14 protein-coding genes are annotated in these 15,210 nt (G+C 55.2%); 4 read left to right on the plus strand and 10 right to left on the minus strand.

Going from position 1 to position 15,210, the window contains the following annotated elements; all coding sequences use genetic code 11:
- Window positions 1–754 precede the first annotated feature (754 nt).
- The 6 genes from B145_RS0112290 to B145_RS0112315 all read right to left on the minus strand — a co-directional run bounded on the left by B145_RS0112290 (window position 755) and on the right by B145_RS0112315 (window position 6,984).
- Window positions 755–1,336 carry a hypothetical protein gene (locus B145_RS0112290; protein ID WP_018607715.1) on the minus strand — a complete coding sequence of 194 codons (582 nt, stop codon included), beginning with the start codon at window positions 1,334–1,336 and terminating at the stop codon, window positions 755–757.
- A 651-nt stretch (window positions 1,337–1,987) separates the two neighbouring features.
- On the minus strand, window positions 1,988–2,326 hold the full coding sequence (locus B145_RS0112295; protein ID WP_018607717.1) for a P-II family nitrogen regulator: 339 nt from the start codon (window positions 2,324–2,326) through the stop codon (window positions 1,988–1,990).
- A 53-nt stretch (window positions 2,327–2,379) separates the two neighbouring features.
- A complete protein-coding gene (locus B145_RS0112300) occupies window positions 2,380–3,999 on the minus strand; it encodes an NAD+ synthase (RefSeq protein ID WP_018607718.1) in 1,620 nt (539 codons plus the stop codon).
- A 158-nt stretch (window positions 4,000–4,157) separates the two neighbouring features.
- The gene (locus tag B145_RS0112305; protein WP_018607719.1) at window positions 4,158–5,537 is read right to left on the minus strand and encodes an NAD(P)(+) transhydrogenase (Re/Si-specific) subunit beta; all 1,380 of its coding nucleotides are present in this window, start codon (window positions 5,535–5,537) and stop codon (window positions 4,158–4,160) included.
- Window positions 5,534–5,830 (minus strand): NAD(P) transhydrogenase subunit alpha part 2, encoded by a 297-nt coding sequence (locus B145_RS0112310; RefSeq protein WP_018607720.1) that lies wholly within the window; start codon window positions 5,828–5,830, stop codon window positions 5,534–5,536. Before B145_RS0112310 ends, B145_RS0112305 begins: the two co-directional genes overlap by 4 nt.
- Window positions 5,831–5,859: 29 nt before the next feature.
- A complete protein-coding gene (locus tag B145_RS0112315; RefSeq protein WP_018607721.1) occupies window positions 5,860–6,984 on the minus strand; it encodes an NAD(P) transhydrogenase subunit alpha in 1,125 nt (374 codons plus the stop codon).
- Window positions 6,985–7,140: 156 nt separating this feature from the next.
- On the opposite strand from B145_RS0112315, the gene corA reads away from it, so the two are divergent.
- From corA to B145_RS0112330, 3 genes are all read left to right on the plus strand, one after another.
- Entirely contained in the window at window positions 7,141–8,244 is a 1,104-nt protein-coding gene (gene corA / locus B145_RS0112320; protein ID WP_018607722.1) for a magnesium/cobalt transporter CorA, read from the plus strand.
- Between the two features lie 6 nt (window positions 8,245–8,250).
- Window positions 8,251–8,541, plus strand: coding sequence for a helix-hairpin-helix domain-containing protein (locus tag B145_RS0112325; RefSeq protein ID WP_018607723.1), 291 nt, complete (start codon window positions 8,251–8,253; stop codon window positions 8,539–8,541).
- 407 nt (window positions 8,542–8,948) lie between these two features.
- A complete protein-coding gene (locus B145_RS0112330) occupies window positions 8,949–9,656 on the plus strand; it encodes an NPP1 family protein (RefSeq protein WP_018607724.1) in 708 nt (235 codons plus the stop codon).
- Window positions 9,657–9,864: 208 nt separating this feature from the next.
- On the opposite strand, the gene B145_RS0112335 is transcribed toward B145_RS0112330, so the two are convergent.
- Window positions 9,865–11,400, minus strand: coding sequence for a YopJ family acetyltransferase (locus B145_RS0112335; RefSeq protein ID WP_157288393.1), 1,536 nt, complete (start codon window positions 11,398–11,400; stop codon window positions 9,865–9,867).
- Between the two features lie 307 nt (window positions 11,401–11,707).
- On the minus strand, window positions 11,708–12,466 hold the full coding sequence (locus B145_RS0112345; RefSeq protein ID WP_018607726.1) for an SDR family NAD(P)-dependent oxidoreductase: 759 nt from the start codon (window positions 12,464–12,466) through the stop codon (window positions 11,708–11,710).
- A gap of 120 nt (window positions 12,467–12,586) precedes the next feature.
- On the opposite strand from B145_RS0112345, the gene B145_RS0112350 reads away from it, so the two are divergent.
- A complete protein-coding gene (locus tag B145_RS0112350; RefSeq protein WP_018607727.1) occupies window positions 12,587–13,495 on the plus strand; it encodes a LysR family transcriptional regulator in 909 nt (302 codons plus the stop codon).
- Between the two features lie 5 nt (window positions 13,496–13,500).
- On the opposite strand, the gene B145_RS0112355 is transcribed toward B145_RS0112350, so the two are convergent.
- Window positions 13,501–14,247 (minus strand): PP2C family protein-serine/threonine phosphatase, encoded by a 747-nt coding sequence (locus B145_RS0112355; protein WP_026259084.1) that lies wholly within the window; start codon window positions 14,245–14,247, stop codon window positions 13,501–13,503.
- 90 nt (window positions 14,248–14,337) lie between these two features.
- Window positions 14,338–15,210 carry an HDOD domain-containing protein gene (locus B145_RS0112360; RefSeq protein WP_033407140.1) on the minus strand — a complete coding sequence of 291 codons (873 nt, stop codon included), beginning with the start codon at window positions 15,208–15,210 and terminating at the stop codon, window positions 14,338–14,340.

Consider the following 15,210-nt stretch of genomic DNA (forward strand, 5'->3'; position numbering starts at 1 on the left):
AGCAAGCCCTGCTCTTTATGCATCGTACGCGGTATTCAGTAATGTATTGCCGGGTTAATAGGAAAGCCGAAGGCTTCTTCCAAGGTGTTTTGGCAATATGGCGCGATGAACGCTAGGCATCAATTCTGAATGACAAGTGAAAACAATGCACCTCCTAGACACGATAGCTTTATGAAGATAGGGGCAAACCATTGGGAGACGCCTTCGGCTTTCCCAACCTACCGCACTATGAAATATTATTTAGTATGAAGGAGTGTAAGAACTACGAACACAAAGGCCAGAAATGCAGTTACATAATGCAAAATAAGAAATATCTTTGCAACCAACGACCCACTTCTTATTGAAATTCTAACACCCTCTACAAAATTTAGACTAAACTCTTTTTTTCCTGATTTAAATATATTAATTACATATAAAATTCCAAAAAACATATAAAATAAAAAAACAGGGATATAGAAACGAAGGAAATATTTCATAGCAACTCCGGTCTAAATATTAACCCGACCTTAAATGGAAAAGATTGTATACTTTTGACATGGCAAAATCGTTGTCGGCACGTAGGTTGGGAAAGCCGGAGGCGTCTCCCAACGTCTTTTGGCAAAATGGCGTGATAGGCGTTATATTTTAATTCTGAATTGTATGTGAAAGCGGTGCGCCCCCTCAGCCCGGTCGTTGTGTGGATTGAGGGGCAAACCGTTGGGAGACGCCTCCGGCTTTCCCAACCTACAACGCCGCCCATACGTCATATATCAAATCACTTCTTCCAGCACTTAAGCCCCTCGCCCTTCAAAAAGTCGGGGTCTGTGAGCATTCTTTGCCCCAATATCTGGCCGGAGTTGGTGAGTTTTTCGCCATCGCGATAGAACCGGATGTCGAATGAGGTTTCCTTGCCGTCTTCGGCTTGCCGCAAGGTGGGGTAGAACTGGACCCATTCCCGGCGCGAATCGTCGTAGGAAGCCTGATCTGTCGGAGAGAAACCCTTGGTGCACTGGGAAATGAAGTCAAACATGCTTTGGCCGTTGGCGAGCTTGATCCGTTTGGCGAGATATGCACCACGGTAGAAGGCGTTTTTGAAAGATTGCAGTTCTTCCTTGCCCATGGAGTCCATGACCTTGGTCTTTGGAATCTTGAGTTTCGGGATATCGGGATAGGTACTGGCGATATGGCGTTGAAAGCGTTTTTCGCCGCAGTTTTCCTCAGGGCAATGGATGTTGTTGAGGTACTGCGCCTCTTCGGCTTCGAGCTTCAGAGTGAATGGGTCTGCCGATTCTGCTTTGGCCGGAACGGCAGCCATCAGAAGGGGGGGCAAGCAACAGGCAAGCAATGCCTTGTTCATACAGAATGTCTCCTAAGTCGGTCCGCGCCTTAGAACTTGTTCATAATCTTACTGCGAGGCCGTGATCGGGGCTCATGCGCTGTTCGAAATCCTCATTTATCCACATAAACTCCGGTTTCTGCGCTGCTCTTCACCCCGCTGACGCCCTCTCGCTACAGATTCTGAACAGGTTCTTAGAAGCCGTAACAAAATGGTTCTGGCGTTGTTACGCCGCCTTGCCGTACTACTTGTACTGTCTGCGTCGGCGCGCCTAGCCAGAACCGTTGCACTCCATTTTGTTACAGCTTCTTATCCATCTTGTGTTGATCCAGTCTTTGCGCTGGCCTTCTGGAGTACAGCCATGTGCCTTCTAGCGGGCAGGTGGTACTCCTGGGTAATAGGCGGGTCATACGATACGTACTCCCTGGCATTGGTTTTCGGGGGCATACCAGTGCCTGGGCGCAGTTGCCATGTGCGGCGTGGTGCATCGGGTCATGGCGCCGCATGAAGGCGTATCAATCATAACCGCTTGATTCACCCGTGGCGCTGCATCTTGGCGAATTGGCAACAGTTTTCGGGTAGGCGGCATGCAATTTCGCAGGAAAGTACAAATCGTCCAGGCGTAAAAAAACCCGGCAGAACCGGGTTTTTTGCTTGGGCGGCGCAGACTGATCAAACGGCCTGTTCGTCGGTCTCACCCGTGCGGATGCGCACAACTTGCTCGACGGGCAGCACGAAGATCTTGCCGTCACCAATCTTGCCGGTGCGGGCGGCCTTGACGATGGCTTCGATGGTTTGATCCACCAGAGCTTCGGAGACGACAACCTCTACCTTGATCTTGGGCAGGAAGTCGACCACGTATTCGGCACCGCGATACAGTTCGGTATGGCCTTTTTGACGGCCAAAGCCTTTGACTTCCGAAACCGTCAGGCCGGTAATGCCCACTTCGGAGAGTGCTTCACGCACTTCGTCGAGCTTGAAGGGCTTGATGACTGCTTCGATTTTCTTCACGAATGGTCTCCTGTTTTTTCGGAACGTTGCTTACTTGTAAGTATAGCCGATACTTAGTATTCATCGGCAAAGCGATTGGTGATAGGGTAACGCCAGTCTTTGCCGAAGCCTCGTTGGGTAACGCGGATACCTACCGGCGATTGCCGACGCTTGTATTCGTTACGGCGGAGCATGCCCACCACGCGGCGCACATCGTGTTCAGTATAGCCTTGGGCGATGATCTCCCGGGGGCTTTCGTTGCGCTCCATGTAGGCTTCGATGATGGCATCAAGCACTTCGTAGGGTGGCAGCGAATCCTGATCCTTCTGGTTGGGTTTCAGTTCGGCAGAAGGCGCACGGGTGAGGATATTTTCCGGGATCACGTGGCCAATGCTGTTGCGATAGGCGCACAGGCGATAGACGAAAGTCTTGAGGATGTCCTTGATCACCGCAAAGCCACCTGCCATGTCGCCATACAGCGTGGCATAACCCACGGCCATTTCGCTCTTGTTGCCGGTGGTGAGCACAATGCTGCCGAATTTGTTGGACAGCGCCATGAGGTTCATGCCGCGTATGCGGGCCTGCAGGTTCTCTTCCGTGGTGTCCGCTGCGCGCCCTTCAAACAAGGGGGTAAGCAGGCGTTCAAAGGTTTCCATCACCGGGACGATGGTGAGTTCGTCGTAACGCACGCCAAGGTTGCGGATGAGTTCGCGCGAATCATCCAGACTCATCTGCGCGGTATAGGGCGATGGCATCATCACGGCACGCACCTTGTCGGCACCCAGCGCATCGGCAGCAATACACAGGGTAAGTGCGGAGTCGACCCCACCGGAGAGGCCCAACAACGCGCCGGGAAAGCGGTTCTTGCCGATGTAATCGCGCACACCCAGCACCAGGGCTTGATAGACCTGGGCTTCGACGGACAATTCGGGCGTCATCACCTCTGAGCGAATGAAACCGTTGCTGTAATGAAGAATGTCCAGCCGCTCTTCAAACAAGGGGGCCTGATAGGCGAGCGTGCCATCGTCATTCATGGCAAACGAGGCGCCATCAAAGACCAATTCATCCTGCCCACCCACCAGGTTGCAATACACCGCTGCCATGCGGGTCTGGCGTATGCGGTCACGCACCACGCCGTAGCGTTGTTCCTGCTTGTTCATGTGGAAAGGCGAGGCGTTGAGCACGAGCAGCAATTCGGCCCCAGCCGCTTTGGCCTGCTCGGCAGCGCCATGCTCCCACACATCGGCACAGATATTGATTCCCACGGCCACATTGTTGATCTTGACGACGCAGGGCTTGTCTCCCCAGGAGAAATAGCGGACTTCGTCAAACACTTCGTAGTTGGGCAGGCGTTGCTTGTAGTAAGTCGCCTGGATCTTGCCGTTTTGCAGCAGGGAAGCCGCGTTGTAGCGCTCCCCCGCCTCGTCCACCGGGTGGCCGATCAGCAGCGCGATGCCATTGGCGGTCGAGGCCAGCGCCTGCAGTTCGCCTGCGCAGTTGCGGTAGAAATCTGCGCGCAGCAAGAGGTCTTCAGGAGGGTAGCCACACAGGGCCAGTTCAGGGGTCAGCAGGATGTCTGCGCCGGCTGCCTTGGCACGCGTGGCGGCTTCGCGGATCTTGGCGGCATTGCCTGCCAGATCACCCACCACACTGTTGATCTGGGCAACAGCAATTTTGAGATGGCCAATACTCATGGCGTGATAGCTCACTTTTCAGGGGGTATACATCATATCGCCAGATGGGGCGATGCACAGCGTGGAATACTCGAACAGTACGCACTCACTGCGCGTAACGGCGTATCAGAAGCACAAAAAACCGACCCGAGGGTCGGTTTTTGCTAGGGCGAAAGACCTTAGCCCGCCATCCCCTTGATATGGGTGATGACATCAGCCACGGCTTGCTGCGCGCTACCGTAAAGCATGCTGCAGTTTTCCTGGAAGAACAGTGCGTTCTCAATCCCGGAGTACCCTGCCCCCTTGCCGCGCTTGATGACGATGACGTTCTGGGCCTTGTCGCAGTCCAGAATCGGCATGCCATAAATGGGGCTGGACTTGTCGGTACGGGCGACGGGGTTGACCACGTCGTTTGCACCAATCACCAGCGCCACATCGGCGAGCGGGAATTCGGCGTTGATTTCTTCCAGGTCGAAGATCTGGTCATACGGCACACCGGCTTCAGCCAGCAGCACGTTCATGTGCCCAGGCATACGCCCTGCCACCGGGTGGATGGCGAATTTGACTTCGACCCCAGCCTCTTCGAGCAGCTTGGCCATTTCCCACACCTTGTGCTGCGCACCAGCCACCGCCATCCCGTAACCGGGAACGATGATGACTTTCTGTGCGTAACGCATCATGGCTGCGGCGTCCATGCCGGAGACTTCCTTCATCGTGCCTTGCGGGCCGGAGCCAGCCTGCGCCTCACCCGTGATCGGGGTGAAGATGATGTTGGAGATCGGGCGATTCATGGCCTTAGCCATCAACTGGGTAAGCAGCGTACCGGAAGCACCGACCACGATACCAGCGATGATCAGCGCGGGGTTGCCCAGCACATAGCCTTCCAGACCCACGGCCAGACCGGTAAAGGCGTTCAGGAGCGAGATCACCACCGGCATGTCGGCCCCACCGATTGGGCTGGTCAGCACCACACCCAGGATCAAGGAAATCACGTAGAACGCGATCAGCAGGTTCGGGTCAGGCTTGCCAGACACAACAATGACCGCGCCCAGCCCCAACGCCACCAGTGCAAGGATGGCGTTAACCGCATTTTGTGCGGGCAGGCGCCATGCCTTCTTCATGATGCCTTGCAACTTGGCAAAGGCGATGCAGGAGCCGGAGAACGCCACGGAGCCGATCAGGGAGCCCAGCACAGCCAGGAGGGTGGGCATCACGCCAGTGACGTCACCACGGGCGAATTCCAGCGCAGCAATGGCTGCTGCAGCGCCACCGCCCATCCCGTTGTACACGGCCACCATCTGCGGCATGTCGGTCATCTTGACGACTTTGCCCATGTACCAGGCCACCCCACCGCCCAGCACAATTGCCACGATCATCAGCACATAGTTGTGCATGTCCGGTGTGGCAAAGGTGATCAGGGTAGCCAGCACCATGCCCACCCCGGCCCACAGAATCCCCTTGCGTGCCGAAACCGGCGAGGACATGGCCTTCAGGCCCAGGATGAAGAGCACTGCGACGACAAAGTACGCGATATTGATAATCAATAACTGGATGCTCATTTGCCCGCCCCCTTCTTCTTGTCGGACTTGAACATGGCCAGCATGCGCTCAGTCACCACGTAACCCCCCGCAGCGTTGGCCGCGCCCAGGAACACGGCGAAGAAGCCGATTACCTGTTGCAGCGGGGTTTCTGCGTGACCCAGTGCCACCATGGAGCCAACCAGCACCACGCCGTGGACGAAGTTGGAGCCGGACATCAGGGGCGTGTGCAAAATCACCGGCACACGCGAAATCACTTCATACCCGGTAAATGCCGCGAGCATAAAGATATACACATAGATAAAATCTGCCATTGTATAAATTCTCCGAAAACTGGATTCGCCTAGAGGCCCAGAACCTGCTTGACCATGGCATGGCGCACTTCGCCCGCGTGGGTCAGGCATGCACCTGCAAGCACTTCGTCCTGCCAGTCAAGCGTCATTTGTCCGTCTTTGATCATGCCGCCGATGAAGTTGAAAATATTCTTGGAGAACATTTCCGAGGCGTGCACGGCCATGCGGCTGGGCAAGTGGGTCGGGCCGATGATTAGTGCCGGGCCAACCTGTACATTCTGCCCGGCAACCGTCCCGGCCACGTTGCCACCACTCTCAGCGGCCATATCGACCACCACGGCGCCCTGCTTCATGCCTGCCACCATCTCGGCAGAAACGATTTGCGGCGCACGCTTGCCCGGAATGGCAGCGGTGGTGATGAGCACGTCGGCATCGGCAATTGCCTTGCCCAGCTTTTCAGCCTGCTGACGCTTTTCGTCCTCAGTCAGCTCGCGGGCATAGCCGCCTGTGCCAGCTGCAGACACGCCCGTGTCGACGAACTTGGCCCCCAGGGATTCGATCTGCTCACGGGTTTCGGGACGCACATCATAGGCGAACACCATGGCACCCAGGCGCTTGGCCGTGGCAACGGCCTGCAAGCCAGCCACCCCGGCGCCGATCACCAACACTCGGGCCGGACGGATCGTACCAGCTGCGTAGGTCAGCATCGGGAAGAACTTCGGGCAATGGCTGGCGGCAATCAGCACGCACTGGTAACCCGAACAGGCGGCCTGGGAAGACAGGATGTCCATGCTCTGCGCGCGCGAAATACGCGGCAAGAGTTCCATGGCAAAAGAAGTCACCTGTTTTTCCTGCAACTGCTTGACGCGGGCAGCACTCGCATACGGCTGGAGCATGCCCAACAGTACGGCGCCACTCTTGAGTTTGCCAATGGCAGCCTCATCCAGCGTATCCACGCTCAGCACACAGTCAGCACTGCTGAGGATGTCATCCGCGCTATCGACCCACTTGGCGTCAGCGAAGTCACTTTCCTTGCAGTTTGCGCCATCGGTAGCACCGCGCTGAATCACGATGTCTGCCCCCAATTGCCGGAATTTTTTGGCAACATCCGGCACCAGCGCCACCCGCCGTTCGGCAGGGTCTGGGCTTTTCAAAACCCCAATCACTATCGACATGCATTCTCCTTTGACTGTTGCTTATTTGTGAACTGGACACCAAATCTGACTCTCGGCATTATCGCACCGAAAAGGGCTGTGACGCCTGTCTGCCCCCACCGTGCATCAAAAGCTTTCATCGTAGTTCGCCCTGGATACCTCAAATAGCCGGCCACCATGAGCAAACGTAACCCAAAGCGGGGGAGCAAATCCCGCACCAGCTATACCAAAAAGGCCGGGCATCCCCCCGGCAGCATTGTGCATCTGGGCGAGATCAAGGTGGAAACGCCGGACATCACCCTGTTTGATTACGATGAACAAACGCTGACCGAGGCCACATTTCACACCATTGAGGAATCCCGCGCCTACCCACGCACAGCCAAGTATCTGTGGCTCAACGTGCATGGTCTGCATGAAACAGTGGTGATGGAAGAAATCGGCCAGCGCTTTGGCCTCCACCCCCTGGTGCTGGAAGATATCGCCAACACCCAGCAACGGCCCAAGCTCAATGAGTACGAAGACTACAGTTTTGTCACGCTTCGTACATTCCGCTACGACCCGGCAACACTTGAGGCGGCTTCGGACCAGATCAGCCTGATTCTGGGCCAGAATTTCATCCTGAGTTTTCAGGAGCGCCCCTCCGGGCTGTTCGAGCCGATTCGCAATCGCCTGCGCCACGTCGGCAAGAACCACCGCTTCATGAAGCCCGAGGCACTTTTTCACGCACTCATTGACGCGGTGGTCGACCAGTATTTTGTTGTGGCAGAAGCACTGACCAACGACATCGAACAACTCGAAGAACAGATTCTGGCAGGTAACATCCGCCGCCCCACCGAACAGATCAACCAGTTCCGCCATGAAGTGCTGGGCATCCGGCGCTCCATCTGGCCGCTGCGCGAAGTGCTGGCAGGACTCCAACGCCTGCCCACCAGCAGACTCTCATCCGAGACGCAACTGTATTTCCGCGACGTCTACGACCACACCATTCATGTGATCGAGCATCTGGACTCGCTCCGTGACGTGATTGGCAGCCTGTTCGAAATCCATCAGGCCAACCTCAACAACCGCATGAACGCGGAAATCCGCATGCTCACCGTGGTCACCACCGTCTTCGCCCCCGCCACGGTACTCACCGGCTTTTTCGGCATGAACTTCCAGCACATGCCCTGGCTGGAACAAAACTGGGGGTGGCAAGCCGTCTTCATCATGATGATTGGCTTTGGCGCCCTGCTCATCACCGCCCTCTTCTGGCGGCGCTGGTGGGTACGGGAGAACCTGTAATCACTCATGCACCCGAGCAAAGTCAGGCGTGATGCACTACGCCAGCTTGCCGACCTGCCCAACATCGGCCCGGCAGGCGCAGCCGACCTGCGCCTGCTCGGCATCCACACCCCGGCCCAAGTGCAGGGGCAAGACCCACTCCAACTCTACCGCCAACTTTGCGCCAAAACAGGCACACGCCATGACCCCTGCGTACTGGACGTACTGATCTCAATCACCCGCTTCATGGCAGGCGACCCTCCCAAAGAGTGGTGGCACTACACAGCAGAACGGAAACGGATGCTTGGGACGGAATAAACCCTACGAGCATGGGAATTCAGCCAAGTATCACACAACCACACCCATGCCATGGCATACATATACAGCATAGCCAACCGCACACTCATTGAAGACAGCGCAGACCTTGCTACCAACACATCAGGATACGCCCCAACCTTTGCCCCCTTGTAGATAATCCGACTCGCCATCCATTCCGGGTCATGGCCTTGAGCGTATTTGCACTCTCTGTACCATTACTTTAGTAATACCGTATTGGATTCATAATCCTTTCTTAACAATCCCTTAACTCTCCCTGCCTAGAATTCTCCACCGAAGGTCAAACCAAGCGCATGGCGGTTTGTCTCTTCACATATGCCTTCCTATATTGCAAAACACATACCCAAAGGCATCCGATTTTCTAACTTTTTCTGTGGGGATTCAGGTACATGAAGCGTTTCATCATCGCAGGCGCGATATTCTTGGCGAACATATTGAATGCGAATGCTGCAGTCATCAACCATGATGCAGTGGTTCCCTTCGCACAGCAGAATGCCGTAAATGGCGAACAGCGCAGCGCGCTCACATTCCGCCCATACTTGTGGATTCAAAACGGATGCGCTCCATTCCCTTCTGTGGATGCGGCCGGGAATGTGGGCGGTGGATTGAAGCCCAGCGGGGGATCAAGCAATGGTTGCAGTAACAGCACGGGGCAGGTTTATGTGCGCTCGGCATGGTATCGTGGCGTATGGGCCATCATGTACTCATGGTATTGGCCAAAGGACGAACCCTCTCCCGGCATCGGTCACCGTCACGACTGGGAAAATGTAATTGTCTGGATCAACAACCCGGAAGCAAGTGTTCAAACTGTACTCGGCGTGTCTGCCTCAGAGCATAGCGGATATGCAAAACACTTGGGCGCAGAAGTTGCATCCAGCAACCGTCATCCGTTGATCAAGTATGATAGCAAGTGGCCGATGGATCATGCACTGTTCTTCACAGACGTGGTCGGCTCAATGAGTCAGCCACTGATTCATTGGAACCAATTGACCGATGCAGCACGCTACACATTGAACAATTACGACTACGGCTCTGCCAACGTGCCATTCAAGGATAACAATTTCTGGAATAATTTGGCCAAAGGCTGGTATCAATAATCAGCACCAATACGGATAGCGTACAAAAAAAGTATTTTTGTACGCTATGACTTTGGGGCCAATATATTGATTCCACACACATAAAAGGTCATCCCATCAACCCATTCAAAATAAGGATTGATTTGGCGCCCAGCTCAGCACGTAGCCCGGAAAAGCCACGTCGAGCGAGGCGTTGGGAGACGCCTCCAGCTTGCCCAACCTAGCACGCTCAAAGCGTATCCGGATGCGGTCCCCAATCCCGGTCGTCTAGATGAAGACTACTGGGGTTGGAGGGGGCGTTCTCATGCGCCGTCATGCGTTCGAGAAATCTCGAACACTCCTCTGCAGGTGCGCGCTTGAGGTATTCAATAGCGCGATCAAGATAGGTCAGGCGCTTCTCTTCAATCGATTGACTGAACACGAGAGATCGGATCGGCATTTCCCCACCCAGTTCCGGAAGGTTATCTATCATGAAACGTGCATTTATTGGAGCTTCATATCGAGTCGTAACGTAGCTCCCATACCGTTCCATAATAGACTGGTGGTTTTTGTTGACTCGTGCTCTGCCGTAGGACCGAGGGCTCGCCCTTAACCAATTGTCCAGCGTTTTCCGCGATTGTGTATGTTTTGCAAATACAGGGGGTACGACCCCGACCCCGTCAATCACCCTAACGTTCCCACTGCCCGCAAGCACTCCCGCTTTATGGCCGTTGGCCGTCTTCAAGGATTTGCCCTTAATGTTTTTCTGATGGTGCTTTAGAATAAGATCGGGATAGTCATCTAATTTTGATGCCGCAGAGAGTGCAAATATTCTACAGTCATTAGTTGATTTTTGTATATTCAGTGACAGAATCGACATTGTGACATCTGAAGGAAGCGTGCTTCTCAATGATGGCAGCGCCTCTTGTTCATATTTTCGGCGTGTATCTCCACTCATGCCAAGCGGCTCGATCACCACCACAGACGTCTTCCCGTCTATACGCCGGATGTCTGCTGTTACAACATGTGGCTCAAGCCCCCGCATAACAGAAATCACACGTGCCGTCTTCGTCCGTTCTCTCTGCAGCCAACTTGCCAAATCATCTCCTGAATCAAGAAGTTGCAAGTTCATTGTTGGAGAACGTGCATTCTCCGCAGCTACAAGAACATGAAACACCGCTTCGTCATATTTATCATCAACAGCGGCCGGGGACCAATTCCCGTGAAGAAGCATTTGAAAACGCTCTTTCACCTGCTGCATGTACTTTACAGCATCAGCTCGTGTAGATTGCCCGTGCGCTGAGGCAGTAGGATGCTCGACCTGTCGGGAGGACGAAGCTGTTTCGAGGCTAGGCGAGTAAACAGGCAGAGAACTCAGTCTCGAAGCCAATTCGTCCCCATCGCATGATTGGTTATGACTGCCACTATAGGAAGCACCGGGATATCCTACATAACCTTCATATGAAATTTCGGGATATCCTGCATAGCTTCCATAGGAAGCATCGGAATGCCCTGCGTAATTTTCATACCCCTGATAATAGTTGCCTATGCCATAGGCTGAGGGGCTGTAATTACTTTCTGGCAGGGTAGTATAAGGAAGATTAGTTCGCCCCGGCGAGTTTGCAGGGGACGAAGTTCGCCATTGCTGCAGCCCTTGAAGTGCGCCGGTTGAAGAAGGACGGTTCCAGGCTGCGTCTTCTCGGTTGGGCTCATCTCTGTGCTCTGATCGGGTTTCATGGCGACTACCAGAGCTGGCCCCGATGATAGACTTAAAGAAACTTTTCACGTTCGTCTGTTGGAAGTTTTTCAGGACTTCATTGTCTATAAAGCTATCTCAGAGGACGTTCTGTAAGCAGAAGGTAAGATACGTTGAACGAAGCTACTGTCGATAGGCACAAGGTAACAAGGGATTCGTCTGCTGGGCGGCCGGTCAATGGGATGGCCTTCTGTCTAAACGAAATGGTTGTACCAACACGACCGGAAAAGCGAAGCATTTTCAGTTTTTCGGCCAATCTCACCCGCCCAGTAGATTTGGCGGCAGATTCACGCAGGGGTAGGAACCTCGCCCCTCCCCCACGATCTGATTCCAGCGCTTACAGCAGCATCCCGCCCGACACCTCGATCCGCTGGCCATTGATCCACCCGGCTTCGTCGGAGAGTAGCAGGCTCATGGCGTCTCCGATATCGTCTGGCAGCCCTGCCCGGCCCAATGCAGTTTGAGAGGCAATCGCTGCGTTGATCTGCGGGTTGTCACGCGTCATACCGCCACCAAAGTCAGTGGCAATGGCGCCGGGGGCGATCACATTGACAGTGATCCGACGTGGCCCCAATTCTTTTGCCATATGCCTTGTCAATACCTCGATTCCGCCTTTCATGCTGGCATAGGCGGCTAATCCGGGGAAGGAGAAACGGGTCAGCCCGGAGGAAACATTCAGAATCCGCCCACCATCTACAATCAAGGGCAGCAGGCGCTGGGTGAGGAAGAACGGGCCTTTGAGATGAACATTGACCAGTTCGTCAAACTGTTCTTCCGTGGTGTCAGCAAAGCTGGCGTGAATTCCGATCCCGGCGTTGTTGAGCAGATAGTCAAACTGCTCCCTGCCCCACTGCGTTTGCAACAGGGTTTTGACCTGCGCGACGAACTCAGCAAAACGGGAGCTATCCCCCGCGTCCAACTGCAAGGCTGCGGCCTGTACCCCCATTGCGCGGGCTTGCTGGCAGACTTCTTCAGCCTCGGCCTTGCCGCTACGCCAGGTCAGGATCAAGTCAACGCCGCGTGCGGCCAGTTTTAAAGCCGCATTGCGGCCCAAGCCTCGGCTGGCGCCGGTAATCAGAGCGATCTTGTGAGTCATATGCGTGTCCTTATTCAGTGAGTGTGAAACCACAGCGACACTTTATTAGCCGAACAAACGTGAATAAACATACTATTCTTGTTTAGACTAATCAGAATTTACGAACAATCGAAAAACGCTATGAACATGCCGGAGGCGATAAAGGTCTATGTAAGGGTGGCAGAGTTGAGCAGCTTCACGCTGGCCGCTGACCAGTTGGGCATGCCCCGCGCCAGTGTGTCGGCCACCCTGCAGCAGTTAGAGGCACACCTGGGTACGCGTCTGCTCCACCGCACCACACGACGCGTTGAGATGACGCAGGATGGCAAGGCTTTCTATGAACGCAGCCTGGACATGCTGGTCGATATGGAGGAATTGCAGGGCATGTTCCGGCAAACCCCGGCCGATTTGCGCGGACGCTTGCGGGTGGATATGCCACAACCGGTTGCGCGGGATGTGGTGTTGCCGAATCTGGGCAGCTTTCTCGCAACGCATCCGGGGCTGGAGATTGAGCTGTCTTCGATGGATCGGCGTGTTGATCTGGTACGCGAGGGGATTGATTGCGTGGTGCGAGTGGGCACACTGGGGGATTCTTCGCTGATTGCCCGGCCGCTGGGGCATTACCAGATGATCAATTGCGCCAGCCCAGCCTATCTGGCACAACATGGCACGCCGCTATCACTGGCGGATCTGGCACACCACCAGTTGATTCACTACTCGAATACGCTGGGTAGCCACCCCATCGGGTTTGAGTATATTGATGCGGCCACCGGGCTGCCCCGCCAGATCGATATGCCGGGGCGGCTCACCGTCAATAATACGATGGCGTATGAGGCCGCCGTACTGGCCGGGCTTGGGATCGTGCAAACAACGGCCATCGGCATGCAGGAATATGTGGAAAAGGGCTTGCTGGTGGAAATCCTGCCGGAATACCCCGCTCCGCCCATGCTGGTTTCATTGCTGTATGCCAACCGCCGCCACCTGCCGCGCCGGGTTCAGGTATTCATGCAATGGCTGGCAGAACTCCTGACGCCCAGGCTGGGGGCCTGAAGTGTTCAGCCCGGATTGATCTTGACGATGGCCATCGAGATGTTGTCCCCCCCTCCGTCGGAACGGGAACGGGCGGTGTCGATCAACATACGTGCAGCCGAACGGGCGTCCAGCCGATTGAGCATGGAGCCGATTTCGGCATCCCCCAGCAGCCCCCACAAGCCATCGGAACACAGCATGAAGGCGTCGCCCGCCTCAATCGTGGCTGCCTTGCCATAATCGATACGCGGCTCACGCTCCGCCCCCAGGCAGGAGAGCAGCAGGTTGCGCTGCGGGTGGTGTTGCGCCATCTCTTCGGTGATGCGGTTGGTGCGGATCAGCTCGCCCACCAGAGAGTGGTCCTGAGAGCGGGCGATCAGCTTGCCACAGCGGAAGTGGTAGAGGCGAGAATCCCCGCAGTGGGCCCACTCGGCTACGCCTGGGCGCATCACCATCACCACCGCCGTGCTGTGCGGATCACGCTCACTGGTAAAACGTGTAAGCTTAATAACGATGTGTGCTTCCGAGATCACCCCACCCAGCAACTCCTGCGCACTTTCTTCAGCAGGCGAGTAGAACGCAAAGTTCTGCTTGGCCTTGAGCAACACCTGCTCGGCAGCAATCGCCCCCCCGGTGTGCCCCCCCATGCCATCGGCCAACACGGCCAACAAGCAGTCTTTGCGGGTCGGGTGCGGAAAGATCGCAACGCGATCCTGTTGCTCGGATCGATCCCCGATATGCATCGCTGCACATGTATCAATAGCGAAAGGCATGAATGTTTTTAATTATTTAACCGAGAGCGAAAAATACAGGTAATGGGCGTAACTGAAAACCCCTATCAGCATGAAAACGACGACCACCTTCTATTGTGACGCATGGACCCGGTAAGCATCCATCACATGGTCTGAAAACTCAAGCAGATCATCTGGATGGATACCCAATTCTTCCAGTACCCTGGGCTCATGATGCGCCCACTCGGAGTTTGGCAAGGCTTGATCTTGGGAGAACAATTCGATAGCCAATTGCAGGATTGCCACCACCGAACGCGCTGCATGCTCACAGCCGTGACCGCATTCATGGTGATGCAGGATGGCATCGGCGACAAAACGCGGTAGCCGCCAATGGCGTGCCAGCAGAAAACCTATCGAGCAGTGATCCACCTGGAAGTGGCGGTCTTCCGCGCGCACATCTGCCCATTTCCGGGTTGTTGCATTCAAACCAGTCGCCTTGCAGTAATTGGGGAAGCGCGCCATCAATACCGGCACCCCGCAGTCATGGAACAAACCTGCAAGGTAAGCCTGCTCAGGGAAGATGTTGCAGATGCTGACCCGTTCAGACGCAATCACGGCAGCCAACTGGGCAATCTGTGTGGAGCGCGCCCAGAATTGCTCAAGCACATGCGTCTCTCCCTTAATGGCAATGGTCAGCCCATAAGCTTGCACAAGCTGGGCAGCCTGCCGCACCCCCAGCAGGGAAAGAATGCCTTCCAGTGAATAAGGCGGGCGGCTACGGCAAAAGGCAACCGAGCGGGTCAGTTTGTAGAGCATGGCCGTTAGCCCGGCATCCTGGGCAATCAGGTCTCCCATGCTGCGCAGGTTAAGATCTTCTCTTTGCGCCATGCGCCGCACTTCAAGCACAATCTGCGGCTGAGGCGGAATACGGACGCCGGTAGAGGCAAGGAGGGCCACCTCCTTGTCGACATCCTCATCCAGAATATGTTTGAGATCTGCTTGCAT

This window comes from Uliginosibacterium gangwonense DSM 18521 (assembly GCF_000373965.1).
GTDB classification, from domain to species: domain Bacteria; phylum Pseudomonadota; class Gammaproteobacteria; order Burkholderiales; family Rhodocyclaceae; genus Uliginosibacterium; species Uliginosibacterium gangwonense.

Excerpts from the sequence above, each read along its gene's own strand:
- B145_RS0112290 (WP_018607715.1), bottom strand. The coding sequence starts at position 1,336 with ATGAACAAGGCATTGCTTGCCTGTTGCTTGCCCCCCCTTCTGATGGCT.
- B145_RS0112300 (WP_018607718.1), bottom strand. The coding sequence starts at position 3,999 with ATGAGTATTGGCCATCTCAAAATTGCTGTTGCCCAGATCAACAGTGTG.
- B145_RS0112305 (WP_018607719.1), bottom strand. The coding sequence starts at position 5,537 with ATGAGCATCCAGTTATTGATTATCAATATCGCGTACTTTGTCGTCGCA.
- B145_RS0112310 (WP_018607720.1), bottom strand. The coding sequence starts at position 5,830 with ATGGCAGATTTTATCTATGTGTATATCTTTATGCTCGCGGCATTTACC.
- B145_RS0112315 (WP_018607721.1), bottom strand. The coding sequence starts at position 6,984 with ATGTCGATAGTGATTGGGGTTTTGAAAAGCCCAGACCCTGCCGAACGG.
- corA (WP_018607722.1), top strand. The coding sequence starts at position 7,141 with ATGAGCAAACGTAACCCAAAGCGGGGGAGCAAATCCCGCACCAGCTAT.
- B145_RS0112325 (WP_018607723.1), top strand. The coding sequence starts at position 8,251 with ATGCACCCGAGCAAAGTCAGGCGTGATGCACTACGCCAGCTTGCCGAC.
- B145_RS0112330 (WP_018607724.1), top strand. The coding sequence starts at position 8,949 with ATGAAGCGTTTCATCATCGCAGGCGCGATATTCTTGGCGAACATATTG.
- B145_RS0112345 (WP_018607726.1), bottom strand. The coding sequence starts at position 12,466 with ATGACTCACAAGATCGCTCTGATTACCGGCGCCAGCCGAGGCTTGGGC.
- B145_RS0112350 (WP_018607727.1), top strand. The coding sequence starts at position 12,587 with ATGAACATGCCGGAGGCGATAAAGGTCTATGTAAGGGTGGCAGAGTTG.
- B145_RS0112355 (WP_026259084.1), bottom strand. The coding sequence starts at position 14,247 with ATGCCTTTCGCTATTGATACATGTGCAGCGATGCATATCGGGGATCGA.
- B145_RS0112360 (WP_033407140.1), bottom strand. The coding sequence starts at position 15,210 with ATGCAAGCAGATCTCAAACATATTCTGGATGAGGATGTCGACAAGGAG.